The following is a 19,877-nucleotide window of genomic DNA, read 5'->3' as shown; positions in this document are numbered from 1 at the left end:
TTTTTATCACCTAATCAGTGCCTAAACTCGGCACCTGACACTACTCATATGGCCCATGCTGGGCATCAATTGGCAGCATAAATGTATCAACAATCATTGACAGCGGCACGTCAATCACCGTGATGTATTTCCACGCCCCCTCCCGCATATCCCACTGCACGCCGGGATAGTACTGGTGTCCATGGCCCTGCCCCGGCACGATGCGGCTAATGATGCTGCCACACCCTGACAGCAGGATAATCCCCAGCCCCAGTAAGAGCGTGCGGAGGATGATATTGGGGCGTTGTATCAGTTTAACGATGAGATTCACGTAATCACTCTTTTAGCTTCGCAGAACAAAAAAACGGGCAATACCAATGTATGCCCGTTTTTAGTCCACATGACAATCACTCTGTTGCCGTTACTTCGCGGCGGGGAGTGCCTGCTGATTATGCGCCCGTTGGCGATAATAGCCGCTCCAGACTTGATACTGCTCCGGCTGCTGCCAGATTTTCTGGTGCAGATCTGAGATCAATACCGGATCACTGAGCAGCACTAAACACTGATTTTTAGCCAATTTATCCGGCCCGGCAACCAGTGCCTGTGCCACACGCTCGGCGCGAACCTGCTCGATAATTGCACGGCGCTGGTGACGGGCGGTGGCCATGGCACTGGCGAGGGCGTTATAGGATGGGTCCATTACCGCGGCCAGGAAGCCATGACTCAGCGCCCGTTGATGGTTCAGCTTCAGATAGGTTTCCGTCGCCAGCAGCTCCTGCGGCGGATGGCACTCCTCCGGGATCAGGAACAATTTAGCGCGCTTACTGGCCAGCCCCAGAGTCCGGCGACTGGAGAGCACCGAAACCACCGGAGAGAGGATCAGCGAGAAGACGATGGGCGATAGCCACCACAGGAAGCGCAGATCCAACCAGGCAACACCGCCGGCCCACACCAAGCCCAGCAGCAGTTGCGGGCCGTGGCGCACCATGGCTTCACTCCACGGCGTGGCATCATCATCGCGCTGCGGCGAGTTCCATTGCACTGACCAGCCGAGGAAGGCGCTGACCACAAATACGGTGTGGAATAGCATCCGCACTGGGGCCAGCAGTACCGAGAACAGCATCTCCGCCAGCATCGACAGCAGCAGCCGAATCGCCCCGCCATACTCTTTCGCCCCTTTGGCCCAGATCAGAATGATGCTGAGTAGCTTCGGCAGGAACAGCAACACCAGGGTGGTGGAGAACAGCCCAATGGCTAACTCTGGTCGCCACTGCGGCCAGACCGGGAACAGCTGACGCGGTTGCAGGAAGTACTGCGGCTCCATCAGGGTATGCACCGCTTGTAGCGCGGTACAGAGCACCAAAAACATAAACCACAGCGGCGCAGAGAGATAGGACATCACCCCGGTGAGGAACACCGCGCGGTGAACCGGATGCATCCCCTTCACCAAGAACAGGCGGAAGTTCATCAGGTTACCGTGACACCAGCGGCGGTCACGTTTTAGCTCATCCAGCAAGTTAGGCGGCAACTCTTCATAACTGCCCGGCAGATCATAAGCTATCCACACCCCCCAGCCGGCGCGGCGCATTAATGCAGCCTCCACAAAGTCATGGGACAGGATGGAGCCGGCGAACGACCCCTCCCCCGGCAGCGGGGCCAGAGCACAGTGCTCGATAAAAGGTTTCACCCTGATAATGGCGTTATGGCCCCAGTAATGGGATTCGCCCAACTGCCAGTAGTGCAAACCGGCGGTGAACAGGGGGCCATAAACCCGCGTCGCAAACTGCTGAATGCGCGCGTAGAGGGTATCCATACCGGAAGCTTTCGGCGCAGACTGAATGATGCCGGCATTCGGATTGGCCTCCATCAACCGCACCAGCCCGGTCAAGCACTCACCGCTCATCACGCTATCGGCATCCAGAATCACCATATAGCTGTACTGGCTGCCCCAACGACGGCAAAAATCATCAATATTGCCGCTTTTGCGTTTCACCCGGCGGCGACGGCGGCGATAGAAGATGCGGCCATGGCCCTCAACATCACGGCACAGCTCCAGCCAGGCTTTCTGCTCCGCGACACAGATATCGGGATCATAGCTGTCACTCAGCACATAGATATCGAAGTGCTCAAGCTGACCGGTCGCCGCGACGGACTCGTAAGTGGCGCGCAAACCAGCAAACACCCGCGCCACGTCCTCATTACAGATTGGCATAATCAGCGCCGTCCGGTGGGCCGGATTGAGCGCCTCATCCCCTTTGATGGTGGAGGAGATGCTGTATTTGTCTTTGCCAATCAGTAGTTGCAAAAAGCCCATCAGCGCGGTCCAGAAACCCGCAGACACCCAGCAGAACAGAATGGCAAACAGGATCAGGATGCCGGTTTGCAGTAAATAGGGCAGCAGTTGCAACACGGAAACTTGCCAGTTCTGCTGCCAGATCTCGAAAGGATCGAGTAGCGCCCAGCCTTGATAAGGCAGGATGGTCTTCATATAGCTGGTAGCAATGGCAGTTTGCAGCACAATCAATATCAGCAATATATAGCGCCGCAGAGAGCCGACACTGCGCCACTTTTTCTCCGCCGCGGCCTGCTCATCTGTTTGCTCACGTGACACCGGATTGCGGCCCAACATTGAATCCCAAAAACGCCCGACCGGATTGGTTCGCCAGGCCTGCGGTGCCATGCTGGTGCGCTTGATGGGGGGCGTGGCATGGATAACCGTGCGCCCTTCACTGTCTTGCCCCAACACATTATCGCCCTTTACGGCGTCCGGCCATGCGGCTTGCAGACGGGCATTGACTGACGCCAATGCACCCTCCTGTGCACTAAAAGTGGCACTTTCAGCGGTGCTGGCCGCCAATTGTTGATGCAAACGCAACATGGCATCAGGCGTGCTATCGAGTAGCACATCTGTTGGGAGAGCATCACGCAGTGCCTCTTGTTGCTGCGCCGTCAGGGGCAACTCCGCGATATAGTCCTGTACAGGAGATTGAGTTGACTTATTCATTGGCAGGTAGCTGATAGCTCCAGGTTTCAGTCAGAGTTTTATCACCGTTAGCCAGCGCCGCGCGCATCTCTATTGGCTTTTTAGCGTCCTTAACTTTCAGCCGCAGTGTCAAACGCCAGCCTTTGGTGACCGGGTTGTAGCGCACACTGTTCTCGATCAGTTCACCGTTATCATCAATACTGACTTGCGAAGCCAACGGCGTACTCTCATCCAGCGCTTTCAGCGACGGGCCGACAAAATCAATCAGGAACGCCACACTGCCGTCGGGTTGACGAATCAAATTCGACTGCTTCACATCACCGGTTGAGCGCAGAGTCTGTTTAACATAGGCCACATCAGCTGAATGTAACTTATCCTCATCGCGGGTGAAGTGCAGGCGATAGTTGAGATCGAGTGATTTTTTCGCATCCGGCAACAGATCAGGTGACCAGAACGCCACGATATTATCGTTGGTTTCATCGGCCGTTGGGATCTCCACCAGCTCGATTTTACCTTTGCCCCAATCGCCACGTGGTTCAACCCAGGCACTTGGACGCAGATCGTAGCGGTCATCTAAATCCTCATATTGTGAGAATTCGCGGCCACGTTGCAGCAGGCCAAACCCTTTCGGATTTTCAATCGTATAGGTGCTGACCGACAGATGTTTTGGATTATTCAGTGGCCGCCAAATCCATTCACCATTACCTGCATGAATAGAAAGGCCGTTGGAATCATGTAATGCCGGACGATAATTCAACACCGCCGACGGCTGGCTTGGGCCAAACAGGAACATACTGGTTAATGGTGCAATGCCCAATTTCTCCACTTTATCGCGCAGGAAAACTTTGGCCTGCACATCAATAGTGGTATCGCGGCCCGGATAGATAACAAACTTATAAGCGCCGGTGGCACGCGGGGAGTCTAGCAACGCATAGATAACCAGATGTTTATCATTGGGTTTTGGTCGCTCAATCCAGAACTCACGAAAGCGCGGGAACTCCTCACCGGAAGCCAGGGCGGTATCAATCGCCAACCCGCGCGCCGAAAGACCATAAACCTGACCTTTACCAATCACGCGAAAATAGCTGGCACCGAGCATACTGACGATTTCATCTTTTTTATCCGCTTTATTAATCGGATAAAGGACTTTGAAACCGGCAAAGCCGAGATTTTTAACTGAATCAGGATCGTGCTTCACCGAACCGAAGTTGAAATAATCGGGGCTGTAATTGATAGGTTTAACACTGGTCGCGGTGACTTCATTAATCTGCACCGGCGTGTCGAAATACATGCCCTGATGATAAAACTCTAACTTAAATGGCGTATCCAGTTTGCTCCAATAGGACTTATCATGGTTAAACTGAATCTGCTGATAGTCGGCAAATTTCATTTCGCGAAATTGCGATGGCAGGTTACTTTTCGGTGCTTCGAAGCTTCTCCCCGCCAGTGCCTGCGCCTGTTTTGCCACATCATCTAGCGAAAAAGCCATTGCCGGAGAGGCCAATAGCGACAACAAAAGAGTCAGCCCTAACCATCCGGCACTGTTTGGCCGTGACCCTTTTGACATTTTATTCACGTTTGAAAAAATATTAACTCGCACATCTCCCCCTAAATCATAACAGCCAAATTATTGACGATTTATCCAACAGGTCAGGCAGATAAGCTCAGGTAGCGGTGATGTCCGGAGTTATACTGCCAGCTTATTGTGCAAACCAGTGGCTAAGCCACGAGCCATGCTAAAATACGCGATGGAAAATTATTAACCCTTATAGTAGTGTTTCTCGCCGTACTGATCCATTAATAACGTATAACGTTATCAGCGATGTGCTTACTATAAAAAATATGCTGGTCAAAAACCGACACGTTATTCTATTTTCGATAACAACTTGCGAATAAGTATGAAAAAAAACACTAACCAGCGGGAGTACTTTCTAGACGCTATTCGCGCCTATTTGATGTTACTCGGCATTCCTTTTCATCTTTCTCTTATATACTCCAGTCATCATTGGGCGGTAAACAGCAGCCACCCCTCACTGGTATTTACTCTGCTAAATGACTTCATTCACGCCTTTCGTATGCAGGTGTTTTTTATTATTTCCGGCTATTTTTCGTTCATGCTATATCAGCGCTATGAGCGCCAGCACTGGCTACAGGTCCGCCTTGAGCGGGTGGTTATCCCTTTACTGGCGGCCATGGTGCTAATTACGCTGCCACAATTTTTCCTTCTCAAAAATTACACCAGCAAATTACAAGATTGGAATTTATTTACAATTTATCAAAAAATAAATATTGCTATTTGGGAGCTGGTTTCGCACTTGTGGTTTCTGTTAACACTCGCTCTACTGACAATTATCTGTTTTTATCTGTTTAAAAGAATAAAGAATAGCCTACCGACAGTCCCAATATTGATAAAGAGAATGAATAACATAGGAAAAGTCTCACTATATGTGTTTCTATTTGTATTAGTTTATTCTGTAATACGCAGAGTAATATATCTTCTTAACCCTGAAATACTCTTTAATAGCATCCTCAATTTCGCCGTTATGGAGACACTGTTTTATCTTCCTTTCTTTCTTCTTGGTGCCTACAGCTTTATCTATGCGCCACTCAAACAACTATTTCTTCGGTTTTCACCCACTGCGATGTTGGCCTCATTAATACTATTCGCTGCTTACGTTGTGAACCAACATGCTAATAGTGCTGAATTTTTTGTCTTTGAATTGGATCTTATCATCAAAGCATTGATGGGGGTGACCATGACCAATGTGATCTACTCTCTCGGGTATAAGCTATTAAATTCCCCCTCCCCTCACATCACCTATCTGGTGAACGCATCACTCTTCATTTATCTGGTGCATCACCCATTGACCTTGATTTATGGCGCATTTATTACGCCACAGATTGACAATAATGGCTTCGGATTTCTCTTAGGCATGGTATTTGTTTGCCTGATCTCATTTTCACTGTATGAGGTTCATCGCCGCATTCCTGTGCTTAAATTCTTGTTTTCTGGCAGAAAGCCGCAGCAAAAAGCGTAATCAAATTATTATTCAAACGAATAAGGTTATTGCTAAGCGATATTAATATCCGAATATCGCTACTGTGATAAACCCGCTACACTGATCAACCATCATGTAGATGCGGGATGGCTAATGCCTCACTGTGCGCTCTGCTTTCAGAGCAAGTATCCTGTAGATTCCTTATCAGGATTTGTTTCACTTGCAGTGACAACAAAAAGAGGAATTGTGATGAATAAGCAAGAATCTATTGAGAGTAATCCCACCTCAGATACGCCAGCAGTTGCCGAGTTTGCGACCCTGCTCGCTCTGGTGAGTCGTCTTAGCGGCGCACTGGACAGTGCAATCACTGGAAAAGATCGCAGTGTTTTGGTCAATGAGCTTTCACAACTTTCTGTCGATAGTCTGCCTGAGCCAGAAAAAACGCTGACCACTGAGGCGCTGAAAAGGGTACTGGCAACACTCAAACGCGACTAGTTTTATCATCCAACGCTCACCCTTGATTCCCCGTCGGGCGATTAAAGGTGAGCGATCCTTAATCCCCCCCCCCCCTCTGTATGCGCCCTATCTTTCGATCCCCAAACTATTATGTGACCGCCAACACCGCTGCGGCGTCAACCCAGGAGATCCCCAAAGTCATTGCCGTTGCAGCAAGGCGGCAAGCGAATAAGTCCCGATGAGCTTACTCAGGTAAGTGATTCGGGCGCATGAGTGCAGCCAACACCGCTGCGGCGTCAAGGACGCAGGGGAATGCGATTTAACATATTGAATTAGGTCATATCTTCCCATCGAAACCGAAAAATCTGTGTATAATAATTTTTCATTAACATTCACTCGCCACCCATTCGTTTGCGTATTACATCAGGAGAACTCCCACTTTGGACGCCATCACTATTAATAGCCTCTTTTTGATCGGCGCGGTGCTGGTGGGAGCCAGTATTTTACTCAGCTCATTCTCATCGCGATTAGGTATCCCTATTTTGGTTATCTTTTTAGCTATTGGGATGTTGGCTGGCACCGACGGGATTGGCGGTATTGCCTTTGATAACTACCCCGCAGCCTATCTGGTCAGTAACCTGGCATTAGCCGTGATCCTGCTGGATGGCGGTATGCGCACCCGTGCATCATCCTTCCGCGTCGCCCTCTGGCCGGCTCTCTCTCTCGCCACTGTCGGCGTGATAATTACCGCCGGGCTAACCGGTTTGGCTGCCGCCTGGTTATTCGATTTGGATATCATTCAAGGGTTATTAATTGGCGCAATTATCGGTTCGACTGATGCGGCGGCGGTTTTCTCACTGTTAGGCGGCAAAGGACTCAACGAGCGTGTCAGTGCCACACTCGAGATTGAATCCGGCAGCAATGACCCGATGGCGGTATTTTTGACCGTCACCTTGATTGCGATGATTTCAGCGGGCGAGAGCAGCCTGAGCTGGATGTTCCTGGTGCACTTGATTCAGCAGTTCGGCCTGGGAATTATGATCGGGCTGGGGGGGGGCGGATTACTGTTGCTGCTCATCAACCGCATCGAGCTGGCGAATGGCCTGTATCCACTACTGGCGGTCAGTGGTGGGATTTTAGTCTTCTCACTTGCCACCGCGATGAACGGAAGCGGTATCTTAGCGGTCTATCTCTGCGGCCTGCTGCTCGGTAACCGCCCCATCCGCAACCGCGCGGGCATATTGCAAACCTTCGATGGGCTGGCATGGCTCAGTCAGATTGGTATGTTTCTGGTATTGGGCTTGCTGCTCAACCCGAGCGAATTGTTGCCGATTGCCATTCCAGCCTTGATCCTCTCATTGTGGATGATTCTGTTTGCCCGTCCGCTCTCAGTGTTCATCGGCTTGTTGCCCTTCCCAAGCTTTAATCTGCGCGAGCGGATCTTTATTTCATGGGTGGGTTTACGCGGTGCCGTGCCGGTTATTTTGGCGGTATTCCCGATGATGGCGGGCATCCCCAATGCGAATTTATTCTTCAATGTCGCCTTTTTTGTGGTGCTGGTATCACTACTGTTACAAGGCACCAGTCTCTCATTTGCCGCACGCAAAACGAAATTGGTGGTGCCGCCCGCACTGGCACCCGTGGCACGTATTGGCTTAGATATTGATAAGAATAATCAGTGGGAACAGTTTATTTATCAGCTCAGTTGTGACAAATGGTGTATCGGTGCCGCCTTGCGCGATTTAGAGATGCCCCATGGAACCCGTATTGCCGCCCTGTTCCGTGGCAAAGATCTATTGCACCCCACCGGCAGTACCCGCCTAAAAGAGGGCGATATCCTGTGCGTCATTGGTCAGGAACATCACTTACCTGCACTGGGGAAACTCTTTAGTCAGTCCCCAAGTATCCAGTTAGATGAGCGTTTCTTTGGTGATTTTATTTTGGATGCCGATGCAAAACTCGACGATATTTCGCAGATCTATGGCCTCAATCTGGAACCGGGTATCGACAAGCAACAAACGTTGGGTCAATTCGTCCTCTATCTGTTTGGTGGCGAACCGGTTATCGGCGATCAGATTGAGTGGGATGGTCTGACCTGGACCATTGCCGAAATGGAGTCTGATCGCGTCATCCGGGTTGGGGTGAAAATCGTTACCGATAAAGCCTGATTATTTTTGCTAGCTACTGAGCCATGCTAACCGAAATTATTTTCATAAAATTCCGGTTAGCACTCACCTCCATCGTAATAGCCGCTAGACTCTGCTCTGCTTAATTCTATTCACCAAAACGATCCCCACACAGACCAAGAGCAGTGCAACGGCGTACTTCCATTCTAAAATACTCTCATTGAGGAAGATGGCGGAGAGAACAGCGCCAGATACCGGGATGAGGAAATTAAATGGGGCTACCATCCCCACCCGATTATATTTCAGTAATAAGCTCCACAGCGCAAACGCTGCTGACGACAACAGCACCAGATACCCCAGTAATAACAAAGCGCGCCAGCCAAAGTCAGCCAGATTACCGCCAAACAGATAGCCCCCGACCGTCAGTACCAAGCCGCCGATAGCCAGCTGATAGCCCGTCATTATCGTGGTATCCATGGTCTGCGAAATACGCTTCCCATAAATAGTGGCAGCGGAAAGAATGAAAGCAGCCAGCACCACCGATCCCTCACCGATGAGTGAAAAATGGAAATCCATTAAATCTGAACCAAAGTTCACCACCATTACCCCAGCAAAACCCAATGCGCAGCCAATAACTTTATTGAAGGTTAACCGGTCATTTTGATAAATGTAGTGCGCCAACAGCACACTGAAAAATGTCCCGGTCGCATTCATGATGGAGCCTTTTACCCCGGTGGTGTAGGCCAGGCCAATATAGAAAAAGATATACTGTAGTGTGGTCTGTGTTAGCCCCAGAATAACTATCTGCCTATATTGTCTCTTTTGGAGGCGGCCGATGGCCTTACCGCTAGCCATCGCCACCATCAGCAATACCAATCCTGCCAACAAAAAGCGATAACCGGCAAATACCATCTTGCTCGGAATATCATCAGGCGCAATATGAAACAGCACATAGCCATTTTTTATCGCGGGATATGCACTCCCCCAAAGGAGGCAACAGAAGCTCGCCACGAGGAAAACAAATTTTTTATTGGTAAAAAGCGGAGAACTGCGGTCCACGCGAACATCCTTTTCGAACAAAAAAAATGGAATAATGTTTCGTTATAACTATTCCCTGCCGAAAAGTCTTGCCTGATGTCACTTTTCGCTTAAAAACAGCTCAATTGCCCCGAGGTTTCGCACTAATAGAACATACTGACTGAAAATGAATTGTATGCAGCCTTCTGATTGGTAGAATTATTGTACCGTGAATATGACATTAATTGGTTATTCATACAGTAGCTAATCTCGTTCAATGTTTGCACTGACCAACAAAGATCGTGTACGATGCTGGTTTAATTAAATAACTTTGGTTTTCATTATGTTAAAACTATTTAACGTAAACTTTAACAGTATGCCTGAAAGAAAGTTAGACGAGATCTTCACACTGAGAAAAATAACTTTTAAAGATCGGTTAGATTGGAAAGTAACCTGTATTGATGGCAGAGAAAGTGATCAATATGATGATGAGAATACCAATTATATATTAGGCACAATAGAGGATACGATTGTATGTAGTGTCCGATTTATTGAAATGAAATACCCGACGATGATTGCGGGGCCATTCTCGCCTTACTTTAGCGATGTTGACTTACCTATTGATGGTTTTATCGAGTCTAGCCGTTTTTTTGTTGAAAAAGCATTAGTCCGAGATATGGTCGGTAATGACAGTTCACTTAGCACGATACTGTTTTTGGCGATGGTTAATTATGCCAGAAGTCGTGGATATAAAGGTATATTGACCGTTGTAAGCCGAGGCATGTATATCTTGCTGAAGCGTTCTGGATGGAATATTACTGTATTAAATCAAGGTGAATCAGAGAAGAACGAAATTATTTACCTTCTAAGTCTGGGTGTTGATATTGATAGCCAACAAAAACTCATAAATAAAATATCCAGAAAACATCAAGTCGAGCCTGATATCCTGAAAAGCTGGCCATTAGCTGTACCTGATATCATTAAATAGGCTTGATTAACTTTAACTCGATGCCAAGTCTAATTGCGTGCTTGGCATTCAAAACACCTAGCTTTCTAACTACATTGCCGATGTGGAATTTAACCGTACTTCTTTTTATTCCCAGAATGATAGCGATTTCTGAATAGGTTTTACCGACACTAGCCCAATATAGAATCTCGTTTTCTCGTGGAGAGAATATCTCCCTTTCAGCAACAGATCTTCCTAGCTCTTTGTTTTCATTATTATTTTTTTGATACAGCCCCAGCATTTTATCATGGGTCAAAATCAGCAACATTTGGATTTTTTCTTTATTTATTTCGATACTTTCATCAAAATAAATACTATCATCATTTCCATTGGAAATATTCAGTGTTGCCATATTATGGTTATTATCATGCAGAACAAAGGTATAACCATTAATAATATTATACTCTCTCGCTAAATTAAACACCGCTGAATCAGTTGATTTTTTATTGATAACTGAATTGTCGTCCCAAGCAAAGGGGGCAACTTTATCTTTTGCCGTCAAAATAACAGGATCGATAAGGTGATAACTATTCTTCTTATATTCCTTTATCCAATCCAATGGATAGTTAGAAATAATAGCCGGGTGCAATGGTGTTTTCTTATTCATGACCAGATAAGAGTAACGAAGATCACCATAAGCTTTTATTCTTCTTTGAATATAGTTCTTTATGTCTTCATTAATGCTTTCATTATCAAAATAATCAATTATCATAACAAACCAAACTCACTATATACATTGCGCAACAATACAATTTTATCACATTGTTTTCAATAGAAATCAGTGTATAAATAGGGTTGCAGATATTCCTTAAATGGGGCGAGTCCGCCTGATAAAAATAAAAAACCTAGACTAAAGGATAGTTTTGCAAGCTAGACCTAAGGTTAGCTATTATTATAGCCCCATGTTAATTAAACTGTTTTTGCTTTAAACAATTAGCTTTGAATATAATTGAACTAATATCTTAGCGCACAGATGCCAAGAAAGTTAGTCTGAAAAGAATATAATTTCGCCAATACCAGGGGACTTTTTAAGTCCAATAGTACCGTTTTACCCCGCCATCTGGATGTCTTTACATTCAGATGGCTGTAATCTCTAACCTGCGCTACCCCCCCATCACACAGTGACAATAGCTGATTTATTAACCTTATTTGACAAAATGCCCAGTACTGTAAGTGCAAACATAATGTTGCTGCATGATGTGCTAAAGATCACACCCTCGCCATATCGTTTAAAAATCAAACAAATAGCACACTCTCCTGGCTGATACTCACCTATTACAATGGATAAATTCTCTTTTTACGCATATAAACATTAAACTTATTTATGTAATTTTGATAAACTTGACTTAAGTCATGTCCGTAACCGAAATTAATCGTATGATAAATCAACGGTTATAATGTTTCCCTGGTGTTGGCCGAATTGGCATCCCTTACCAAATGAGATTGGTAAGGGTTTTTTTTGCCCACAATTTAGGCCAGGCGCAGGTTTTAAGCGGCCTTTTGCAGCATCCGAGCTAATGTTAGCGCTTGAATAATCACCGCACGATCGACCTCAGGATTATCGCTATCCAGCAGCCGCTGCCAAATAGTGATGGCGTCAGCATAATTTGAATTTCTATATTTATCAGATGCTTGTAACATTAGCGCCGTGTATTGCAACGGATCTTTCGCCAATGACTGCTGTATCCAATAAGCCACATCAGCGGTCATGTTTTTATCCGACTGGTAATACAAGATGGTGGCGCGAGCCGCATCCAGTGCGGCATTAGCCCCCTGTAGATGCTCCGCCTGCTGCAACGCGATCAGCGCATCGTCAAACTCATTACGATATAAATAGTGTTGAGCCAAACTAAACCAGCCAGCACCATTATCAGGGGATTGGCGGATGCGCTGTTGTAAGCGATATAACGTGGGGTCACTGCTCTGCTTATCCAGCATATTATTTAATCGTCTGGCCTCTTGCTGTCGCAGCCCCTCCTGCTGCACCAGGGTATAGCCACCCAGTTGTTGATAGCCTAAAAGAGTCAGGGCCAGCACCAGCAGTGTAAAACTCACCGGCCAGCGCCAGCTAATGCGGCCATATTGCGCGAACCATGGCCCCCATATCGCGATGAGGATCAGCAGCAGCAGTGCCGCCAGTCCGATTGCCAGCACCATCAGCGCTCCCCTCTTGTCGATGAGACGGCCCGCCTGCGTATTTTGAATATCAACCCGCCCAACAAGCTTATCAGTAGCACTCCAGGCCCAAACCAGAGCAGCAGTGTGGTACTGCGCAGCGGCGGCTGATAGAGAATAAAATCCCCATAGCGCTCGGTCATTGAGGTCTTTATCTGCTGCGAGCTATGCCCGGCTTCGACCTGGCGGTAGACCTCTAACCGCAACTGTTGCGCAATGGGCGATGTCGACTCCAATAAGTTCTGATTTTGACACTGTGGGCAGCGCAGCTCTTTTGCCAGCGCCAATGCCTGTTGCTGACGTTGCGGCGAACTAAAGGTGTAAGTGTCGACCAGATCGGCTAACACCCAAGGGGTGATGAGCAGTGATAGCATCAGCAAAATGATTTTCATGATCTCTCCGCGTTTGCCCATTGCGCCAATAGCGGCATAAATTGCTGCTGCCATACTGCTGCTGTCATTTCTCCTGCATAGCGCTGACGAATAATCCCATTGGCATCAATTAGCCAGGTCTCAGGTGTGCCATAGACCCCCATCGCCAGTGCTAAGGTGCCCTGCGGGTCAAACAGGCTCTTTTGGTAAGGGTTGCCATAGCGCTGGAGGGTATTCAATGCCGACTGGCGCTCATCGCGGTAATTCAGCCCATAGAACTGTACCCCTGGCATGCTACTGGCGATCTGCCCGAGCACCGCCATCTCCTGCTTGCAGCTGGCGCACCAACTGGCCCAGACATTAATCACCGTGACCTTACCCAGCAGTTGATCCCGCGTGATGAGTTGTGTGGGCTGCTGCAATTCAGAGAGTGAAAACGCCGGAAAAGGCAGATCTTTTGCCGCTAATTCAATGCGATGGGGATCGCGCTTTAAGCCACTGTAAAGCAGCACACCTAAGAGTAAAGCCAGCAAGGGAACCATCAGCCAGGGCCAACGTTGTCTCATTCATCCTCCGCCGTGTCATTGAAATGCTGAATTCGGTGCCTAAGTGCCAGCAATCCGCCCAATACCATCATCAGCGCGCCGCCCCAGATCCAGCTCACCAGCGGCTTATGATACAAACGCACGCTATACTCCCCGGCCCCCAGGTTATCCCCCAACACGGCATAAAAATCGGCCAGTGGGCCACTGGCGATCGCCGGTTCAATCATCAATACCTCACGCACGCTATAGCGCCGCCGTTCTGGTAATAGTGTGGTTATCGGTTGCCCCTGTTGGCTAACCAGGATGTGCGCCCGTTCGCTGGTGTAGTTCGGGCCAACCCGCAGCTCGGTTTGCTGATAGGTAAACTGATAGCCCGCCAACGTGATCTGCTGGCCGGGAGACATTCGGCTACCCAGCTCCACCGAGTGATACGACGCAAACAGCATCCCCAGTAAGCTGACGGCAACACCGCCATGTAGCAGCCAGGAACGCCACGCTATTTTTGGTGCAAATAGGGGGGCCAGCAAGGCCCACAGGGCAAGCGTAACACCCGGCACCATCCCGGCTTGCCACGGTGATGCGCCCAGCCCGGCCGTGAGTAATGCAGCAAAGATGGCGAGTAAGGCGGGGAGCGCCAGCCGCCAGAGGGCAGTTTTGGCGCTTCGCTGCCACTGAGCAAAGGGCATTAATCCCATCAACAGCAGCAGTAACAGCACAAAGGGGGTGAGCGTCTGATTAAAATAGGGGGCGCCAACAGAGAGAGATCCCAAGCCTAACGAGCTGAAAATCAAGGGGTATAAAGTGCCAATCAACACCGTCACCGCCGCGACACTCAACAGTACCAATGCCGCCAGCAGCAAGGTTTCCCGCGAGAACAGGTTGAAATCAGCAGCGCGACTGCCCCCCCTCACCCGCAGTGCAAACAGCGTCAGTGAGGCTAAGGTGACGACACCAAACAGCAGCAGTAGAGCTTCGCCCCGGGCGGTATCCACGGCAAAAGCGTGTACCGAGGTCAACACGCCGGAGCGCACGATAAAGGTGCCGAGCAAGCAAAGCTGGAAGGTGACCAGCGCCAGCAGAGTGCCCCAGTGAGGATATAAGCCACGCCGCTGGCTGATAGCCAGCACATGCAGTAGCGCGGTTGCGGTGAGCCAGGGCAGCAATGACGCATTCTCAACCGGGTCCCAAAACCACCAGCCGCCCCACCCCAATTCACTGTACGCCCACCAGGCGCCCAGCAAGATCCCGATGGTCAGCAAGCTCCAGGCCGCCAATACCCACGGGCGGCTATAGCGCGCCATAGATTGACCACTTTGCCCCTCCAGCAGCGCCGCGACGGCGAAAGCGAAACTGATGGCAAAACCGCTATAACCCAGATACAGCAGCGGAGGATGGAAGATCAGCGCCAAGTCTTGCAGCATCGGATTTAAATCACGCCCCTGTGCCAGGGTGGGGAATAAGTGCTCAAAAGGATTGGAGAAAAAGAGGATAAATAGAGTGAAAATCAGCAGTAGCCAACCCATCACACCAAGCGCGCGGGCAAAAAAACGCAACGGAAAATGGCGACGAAAAAAGGTCAGCGCGGCACTCCAGAGACTCAATGCCAAGAGCAGGAACAGCATAGAGCCTTCATGCCCACCCCAGATGGCCGCAATTTTGTAAAACAGCGGCAGCTGAGTATTCGCGTGCTGTGCCACATAGAGCAGCGAGAAATCGTCAGTCACAAAACCGCCGCCCAGTAAAAACAGCGCCAGTGAAATAAAGAGTGTCACGCCATAACTGAGCGACGGTAGCCAATAGAGCAGTGGCAACCGCCGCCCCTGTAGCGCGATAAAGGGCACACAGCCGAGCAATAGCGCCAGTGACGCCGCCGCCAGCAGTGACAACAGCCCTAATTCACCAATCATATCCGCTCGCTCATCACACCACCGTCATCTGGCCAGCATAAAGAATGAAAAAACGTAAAACGAAGACGCCAAACAGACTCAGGCCCGATACTGTGAGCAAAAAAGAGAGCCGGTGGCGCAGGTTAGGTCTGCAGTAGCGGTTTAAGATCAATGGCAGCACCATGCCGCAACCAATCACCCCAAACCAGAACATAGTGGCCCAGAAGCCGCCGCCTAATGCGACCGTCACCGCCACCGCTTTCTGACCGCCGCCAAACCATAGCCCGGTAAAGAATGCCAGCAGCAGAAAAAGCTCCAGCCAGACCACCGGTTTTTCCAGCCGATGGAGATACGCCAGTGCTGGGCTATCTACCGGCTCATTAAACAATGTCACCGCACATAGCACCATTGCCGCGATCCCCGAAGAGAGACCTGAGAATAGGAACAGCACCGGTAACACGGGGTTATTCAGCAGCGGATAGCTCTTCAGCGCGGACAATAGAAAACCGGTATAGGCCCCCAAAGCCACGGCCAGTAACAGCATAAATGGCTCAAGCTGGCGCTCAATCGGCGCTATTTTATTGAGTATCGTGCCCAGCCAGCTCAGTTTTGGATAGGGCTGTAGCTGGGCGGTTAGCCAGTGGCGGAATATCACCGCCAGCCAGAGCAACAGCACCACCATGTAGATCTGAAAGAGCATCACCCCCAGTGACATCACAGAACTGGTGCTGTAGAAAAACATCAGCTTCCAGAAGGTCCATGGCCGCGTGAGATGCAGGATTAAGATGAGTAAGCCGAAGATAACCGCCAGTGGCGCAATAATTGCCGTGGATTTGAGCAGCCCGCTCTGCGCCGCATCCTCCCTTAGCACTCGCCGCTTAACCAGCAGACTCACCACCACCATCCCCGCAGAGACGCCAATCAAAAACAGATAGATGGCTATCGGCCAATCCCACACTAACGACTCAAAGTGAAACGGCGTATTCGGTTTATGGCTCATCCGGTAATCTCCCCATACTGAAAAGGCACACGGTACAGCTTCGGCTGTGTCCCCAGATGTAGTTTGGCGCGATACACCGTGCGCTGATGCAGTAGCTTCACCAGCTCACTATTGGCGTCGTCCAGATTGCCAAATACCAGTGCTTTGGTGGGGCATGACAGCACACAGGCCGGCTGCTTCCCCTGCTTTAGATTGGTCTTGCGGCAAAAATCGCACTTGTCCGCAGTTTTTGTGACCGGATGAATAAAGCGCACCCGGTAGGGGCACGCGGCGATGCAGTACTGGCAACCGACACAGAGGTCAGGATTGACATCGACAATGCCGGTCGCCTTATCGCGATAGGATGCGCCGGTCGGGCAAACATCCACGCAAGGGGCTTTATCACAATGTTGGCAGGAGTGACGATAAAACTGATATTTCACCGCCGGAAACTCCCCGATGGGCTGGCTGCGAATGATAGTGAGCCGCGAAACCCCAGCCGGAACCTGATTCACTGCGCGGCAAGCATCCATACAGGCGGTACAGCCGATACAGCGAGTCTCATCATGTAGCATCCCGTAGCGAACGCCGTCGATAGTGCCGCTAAATGCCAGCGAACCTCTGGTGGAGCCGGTGATAAAGATCAGCGCCCCCATACTGATAAGAAAGTGACGACGATGGCTATTCATGGCCTCTCCTTCGCAATCAGCTCCTGCTGGCGGCGGTGGCAATCAACACAGATTTTGACCCGCCCTTTATCATCCAGACCCTGCATCGGATCAGTTTTAGGGTGCAACTGATGACAACTGACACAAGAGAGCTTCAACATATGCACATCATGCGGCCAGAAAGCTTCGCGTAATTTTTCCGGCTGATGGCAACTCATACAGACACTATTTTGCTGCGTGACGCTGTACATCGCCTTATCGGCATTCAACATCTCACTGTTGAAACGCATCACATCTTTGACGCCGTTACGATGCAATACCGACGCCTTGCCGTGACAGTTGGTACAGGTGACCGCCAATTGGGTATTCGGATTAACTGCACCCGCATGTTTGCCGTGCAACTCATCTTTTTGCTCTTTATGGCATTGGACACAAGCTGCATCTGGATCCCGCTGCGGCTCCACCACATGACGCGAGGCAGCTGTTTTCGGCGGCGCGGTCTGTGTCGTGGCGTGAGTGGGCAGCGTGCACAGAGTCAATACGGCCAGCAGCGCTGCTGAACAGAATGAACGTAAAACGCGCATAGTGATTCCACCTTTGCTATGACCCCAAACTGGGGTCAGTTGGTCCCTGGAAGAGAGCCGGTGAGCGGGTTTCGCCCACCGGAACGCCGCTTACTGGCTCAAACGGCCCGCTTTTCTGGCTTGATCATCCCAGGCTGGCACCACTTGTTGCAGAAACTCCTGCTTCTCCCGGTTCAGCTTATCCATATCCATCCCCAGTGCTTTTTGCGCATTGAGTTTGGTCGAGATATCCGGCAGCACAATTTCGTGGCTAATCCCTTTAGTCGCCAGCAGACGCGCCAGCTTAGTGCGGGCATCGGCGGCTTTATTCAACGCGCCGCCCAGCACTTTCAGGCCAATATCCGGGGCATGCATATGAATGCCGTGGGAGGCGATGGCATAATCCCAACGCCACTGGGCATGACGGATATCTTGCAAAATAGGCTTCATCTCTTGCTCAGTCGCCCCCGCATCCCACGCGGCTTTCGCCTCGTAATGGGCATGAACCAGCTGCTTCTCAACATTCAATTTCAGTTCCTGAATGCTGGCTTTGCGTTCAGCAACAATATCTTGCAAGGTTTTTTTGTCTTGGGTATGGCAGTTAACACAGGTGCTTTCAAAGCTATCGAAGGGATTGCGGATCTGATGATCGGTGTACACTTTGCCCGCCGCATTCTGGATTTTCGGCATATGGCAATCGATGCAGCTGACATTATTCTTGCCATGGATCCCTGCACGCCAGGTTTCATACTCAGGATGCTGCGCTTTGAGCATTGGGGTTTTCGACAGCGGATGAACCCAATCAGAGAACGCAATTTCATCATAATATCTCTCCATTGACTCCACATCGGTGCCTTGATCCCATGGCAGTTTTACCGTTTTATCTTTGCCCGCGAAGTGATACTCAACGTGGCATTGACTGCACACCATGGATTGTTGATCCAGACGGCTGGCGTGCGCGAAAGGCTGATTGATGGATTGCAGCGCGCGTTCAGTATAGGGGCGAGAGAGCACCAATGCGGGTTTGCCGGCGGCAAAATCGGCCGAGGCGGTATCATGGCAATCGGCACACCCCAGCTGATTGACCACTTCTGGGCCGCCTCTGGCCCATGTTCCCTTGAAGTAGCCCTCTTCACCCTGCTCATTGATCAAGCGGGCGACATCCGGACTCTTACAACTCCAACAGGCCATCGGTAGTGGGCCATCTTCTGCGGTTTTTGGCGCGGCGGTGCGCAATGTTTCCCGCACATCGGTCACGGCATAATAGTGCCCACGGGGTTTGTTATAATCTTTCGCGAAGGGATAGCCCGCCCAGAGAATGACCAAATTAGGATCATCCGCCAGTGCATCTTCACGCGGCCCACTCTCTTTGGTTTTTAGCCATGAGGTGAACTGATCTACATGCTGCTCAGCGAATTTATCGTTGCGGGCCTCAATCGGCGGTGTGGGGGCAGCCGACAGAGAAAACACGCCCCCTATTGCCAAAAGAGCCAATATCCCTACTGACATCTCTCTTATCAATTTGCTCACAATATGTACCCCAGTGTATTTTTCCATCCCGGGCGATATCACTGCCCGCACCAGATAGTTATTTTTATTTTTAAGCCCACATAGGATGAGAAATGCTCAGCCAAGAGACAGTCCATGGCCAATATCACCCACTGGGGTAAGGCGATATTAAGGAGGTTTTGCGGCAAATTATTTGTAGTAGTGAGAATGCTTGTTTTAGATCAAACAATTTTTGTATGGGTATTCACTTTTATGAAGCAGCTCAAATAAAAAGTGCCTATCGATCATTTTTTACATAAAAGTCAATGAAATACCTCTTTATAGGTAGGGCTGATGATATTGGTCGTCGTGGGGCTGATACTAAATGGTGTTGCCGAGTATTAACCTGTTTACAAAATCACTTATACCCGCGAGCACATTAACTATCTCACCAATAACTATCTCACCATTAACTATCCCACCAATCTGCTTGTCACCGGGTTTCTCCACTCACCTAAAACAGATCAATTCAATACAATTAATTAACAGGCCAGATACGTTTTTCCATATCCCTGGTTACAACAGATTATGTAACACAAATATCGTAACACCTTGCTTTTCCTTAATTATTAATGT

17 protein-coding genes are annotated in these 19,877 nt (G+C 49.6%); 4 read left to right on the top strand and 13 right to left on the bottom strand.

Features of this window, described 5'->3' with window-relative positions; translation table 11 throughout:
• Positions 1 to 40 precede the first annotated feature (40 nt).
• The 3 genes from FFE93_RS08465 to FFE93_RS08455 form a co-directional block, all read right to left on the bottom strand.
• Positions 41 to 310, bottom strand: a complete 270-nt coding sequence (locus FFE93_RS08465) for a YceK/YidQ family lipoprotein (RefSeq protein WP_005272976.1) — start codon at positions 308 to 310, stop codon at positions 41 to 43.
• Positions 311 to 400: 90 nt separating this feature from the next.
• The gene (gene mdoH, locus FFE93_RS08460; RefSeq protein ID WP_138775031.1) at positions 401 to 2,983 is read right to left on the bottom strand and encodes a glucans biosynthesis glucosyltransferase MdoH; all 2,583 of its coding nucleotides are present in this window, start codon (positions 2,981 to 2,983) and stop codon (positions 401 to 403) included.
• Positions 2,976 to 4,529: a glucan biosynthesis protein G gene (locus FFE93_RS08455; protein ID WP_049602507.1), complete on the bottom strand. Its 1,554-nt coding sequence runs from the start codon at positions 4,527 to 4,529 to the stop codon at positions 2,976 to 2,978. Before FFE93_RS08455 ends, mdoH begins: the two co-directional genes overlap by 8 nt.
• A 331-nt stretch (positions 4,530 to 4,860) precedes the next feature.
• Between FFE93_RS08455 and mdoC the strand changes: the two genes are divergently transcribed.
• The 3 genes from mdoC to FFE93_RS08440 all read left to right on the top strand — a co-directional run bounded on the left by mdoC (position 4,861) and on the right by FFE93_RS08440 (position 8,585).
• Positions 4,861 to 6,000, top strand: a complete 1,140-nt coding sequence (mdoC, locus tag FFE93_RS08450) for a glucans biosynthesis protein MdoC (protein ID WP_054871956.1) — start codon at positions 4,861 to 4,863, stop codon at positions 5,998 to 6,000.
• A gap of 210 nt (positions 6,001 to 6,210) precedes the next feature.
• On the top strand, positions 6,211 to 6,456 hold the full coding sequence (locus FFE93_RS08445; RefSeq protein ID WP_005272965.1) for a hypothetical protein: 246 nt from the start codon (positions 6,211 to 6,213) through the stop codon (positions 6,454 to 6,456).
• Positions 6,457 to 6,857: 401 nt separating this feature from the next.
• A complete protein-coding gene (locus tag FFE93_RS08440) occupies positions 6,858 to 8,585 on the top strand; it encodes a potassium/proton antiporter (RefSeq protein ID WP_005279243.1) in 1,728 nt (575 codons plus the stop codon).
• An 84-nt stretch (positions 8,586 to 8,669) separates the two neighbouring features.
• Here the strand turns inward: FFE93_RS08440 and FFE93_RS08435 are convergent, their stop codons facing one another.
• Positions 8,670 to 9,602, bottom strand: coding sequence for a DMT family transporter (locus tag FFE93_RS08435; RefSeq protein WP_032898995.1), 933 nt, complete (start codon positions 9,600 to 9,602; stop codon positions 8,670 to 8,672).
• 301 nt (positions 9,603 to 9,903) lie between these two features.
• Between FFE93_RS08435 and FFE93_RS08430 the strand changes: the two genes are divergently transcribed.
• Positions 9,904 to 10,548, top strand: a complete 645-nt coding sequence (locus tag FFE93_RS08430; RefSeq protein ID WP_032898994.1) for an acyl-homoserine-lactone synthase — start codon at positions 9,904 to 9,906, stop codon at positions 10,546 to 10,548.
• Here the strand turns inward: FFE93_RS08430 and FFE93_RS08425 are convergent.
• The 9 genes from FFE93_RS08425 to nrfA all read right to left on the bottom strand — a co-directional run bounded on the left by FFE93_RS08425 (position 10,541) and on the right by nrfA (position 19,262).
• Positions 10,541 to 11,278 carry a helix-turn-helix transcriptional regulator gene (locus FFE93_RS08425; protein WP_138775030.1) on the bottom strand — a complete coding sequence of 246 codons (738 nt, stop codon included), beginning with the start codon at positions 11,276 to 11,278 and terminating at the stop codon, positions 10,541 to 10,543. The two genes, FFE93_RS08430 and FFE93_RS08425, sit on opposite strands and share 8 nt — an antisense overlap.
• Before the next feature lie 776 nt (positions 11,279 to 12,054).
• The gene (locus tag FFE93_RS08420) at positions 12,055 to 12,723 is read right to left on the bottom strand and encodes a cytochrome C heme lyase (RefSeq protein ID WP_049602394.1); all 669 of its coding nucleotides are present in this window, start codon (positions 12,721 to 12,723) and stop codon (positions 12,055 to 12,057) included.
• Positions 12,723 to 13,133: a heme lyase NrfEFG subunit NrfF gene (nrfF, locus tag FFE93_RS08415; protein WP_138775029.1), complete on the bottom strand. Its 411-nt coding sequence runs from the start codon at positions 13,131 to 13,133 to the stop codon at positions 12,723 to 12,725. The genes FFE93_RS08420 and nrfF overlap by 1 nt, the downstream gene beginning before the upstream one ends.
• Entirely contained in the window at positions 13,130 to 13,678 is a 549-nt protein-coding gene (locus FFE93_RS08410; RefSeq protein WP_032898992.1) for a DsbE family thiol:disulfide interchange protein, read from the bottom strand. The genes nrfF and FFE93_RS08410 overlap by 4 nt, the downstream gene beginning before the upstream one ends.
• A complete protein-coding gene (locus FFE93_RS08405) occupies positions 13,675 to 15,564 on the bottom strand; it encodes a heme lyase CcmF/NrfE family subunit (RefSeq protein ID WP_005279233.1) in 1,890 nt (629 codons plus the stop codon). The genes FFE93_RS08410 and FFE93_RS08405 overlap by 4 nt, the downstream gene beginning before the upstream one ends.
• 13 nt (positions 15,565 to 15,577) lie before the next feature.
• Positions 15,578 to 16,543: a cytochrome c nitrite reductase subunit NrfD gene (nrfD, locus tag FFE93_RS08400; RefSeq protein ID WP_138775028.1), complete on the bottom strand. Its 966-nt coding sequence runs from the start codon at positions 16,541 to 16,543 to the stop codon at positions 15,578 to 15,580.
• On the bottom strand, positions 16,540 to 17,211 hold the full coding sequence (gene nrfC, locus FFE93_RS08395) for a cytochrome c nitrite reductase Fe-S protein (RefSeq protein ID WP_032898990.1): 672 nt from the start codon (positions 17,209 to 17,211) through the stop codon (positions 16,540 to 16,542). Before nrfC ends, nrfD begins: the two co-directional genes overlap by 4 nt.
• Positions 17,208 to 17,774, bottom strand: a complete 567-nt coding sequence (gene nrfB / locus FFE93_RS08390) for a cytochrome c nitrite reductase pentaheme subunit (protein ID WP_138775027.1) — start codon at positions 17,772 to 17,774, stop codon at positions 17,208 to 17,210. Before nrfB ends, nrfC begins: the two co-directional genes overlap by 4 nt.
• 90 nt (positions 17,775 to 17,864) lie before the next feature.
• The gene (gene nrfA / locus FFE93_RS08385) at positions 17,865 to 19,262 is read right to left on the bottom strand and encodes an ammonia-forming nitrite reductase cytochrome c552 subunit (protein WP_049602390.1); all 1,398 of its coding nucleotides are present in this window, start codon (positions 19,260 to 19,262) and stop codon (positions 17,865 to 17,867) included.
• Between the last annotated feature and the right edge of the window lie 615 nt (positions 19,263 to 19,877).

The sequence above is a fragment of the Yersinia sp. KBS0713 genome (assembly GCF_005937895.2).
Classification (GTDB): domain Bacteria; phylum Pseudomonadota; class Gammaproteobacteria; order Enterobacterales; family Enterobacteriaceae; genus Yersinia; species Yersinia bercovieri.
The sequence above is the reverse complement of the archived record's forward strand: the minus strand, read 5'-3'. Positions and strand labels throughout refer to the sequence as shown.

Bases quoted from the DNA above. Each gene is read 5' to 3' on its own strand.
- mdoH (WP_138775031.1), bottom strand. From the start codon at position 2,983: ATGAATAAGTCAACTCAATCTCCTGTACAGGACTATATCGCGGAGTTG.
- nrfD (WP_138775028.1), bottom strand. From the start codon at position 16,543: ATGAGCCATAAACCGAATACGCCGTTTCACTTTGAGTCGTTAGTGTGG.
- mdoC (WP_054871956.1), top strand. From the start codon at position 4,861: ATGAAAAAAAACACTAACCAGCGGGAGTACTTTCTAGACGCTATTCGC.
- FFE93_RS08430 (WP_032898994.1), top strand. From the start codon at position 9,904: ATGTTAAAACTATTTAACGTAAACTTTAACAGTATGCCTGAAAGAAAG.
- nrfC (WP_032898990.1), bottom strand. From the start codon at position 17,211: ATGAATAGCCATCGTCGTCACTTTCTTATCAGTATGGGGGCGCTGATC.
- FFE93_RS08455 (WP_049602507.1), bottom strand. From the start codon at position 4,529: ATGTCAAAAGGGTCACGGCCAAACAGTGCCGGATGGTTAGGGCTGACT.
- nrfF (WP_138775029.1), bottom strand. From the start codon at position 13,133: ATGAAAATCATTTTGCTGATGCTATCACTGCTCATCACCCCTTGGGTG.
- nrfA (WP_049602390.1), bottom strand. From the start codon at position 19,262: ATGTCAGTAGGGATATTGGCTCTTTTGGCAATAGGGGGCGTGTTTTCT.
- FFE93_RS08445 (WP_005272965.1), top strand. From the start codon at position 6,211: ATGAATAAGCAAGAATCTATTGAGAGTAATCCCACCTCAGATACGCCA.
- FFE93_RS08405 (WP_005279233.1), bottom strand. From the start codon at position 15,564: ATGATTGGTGAATTAGGGCTGTTGTCACTGCTGGCGGCGGCGTCACTG.
- FFE93_RS08425 (WP_138775030.1), bottom strand. From the start codon at position 11,278: ATGATAATTGATTATTTTGATAATGAAAGCATTAATGAAGACATAAAG.
- nrfB (WP_138775027.1), bottom strand. From the start codon at position 17,774: ATGCGCGTTTTACGTTCATTCTGTTCAGCAGCGCTGCTGGCCGTATTG.
- FFE93_RS08410 (WP_032898992.1), bottom strand. From the start codon at position 13,678: ATGAGACAACGTTGGCCCTGGCTGATGGTTCCCTTGCTGGCTTTACTC.
- FFE93_RS08420 (WP_049602394.1), bottom strand. From the start codon at position 12,723: ATGGTGCTGGCAATCGGACTGGCGGCACTGCTGCTGCTGATCCTCATC.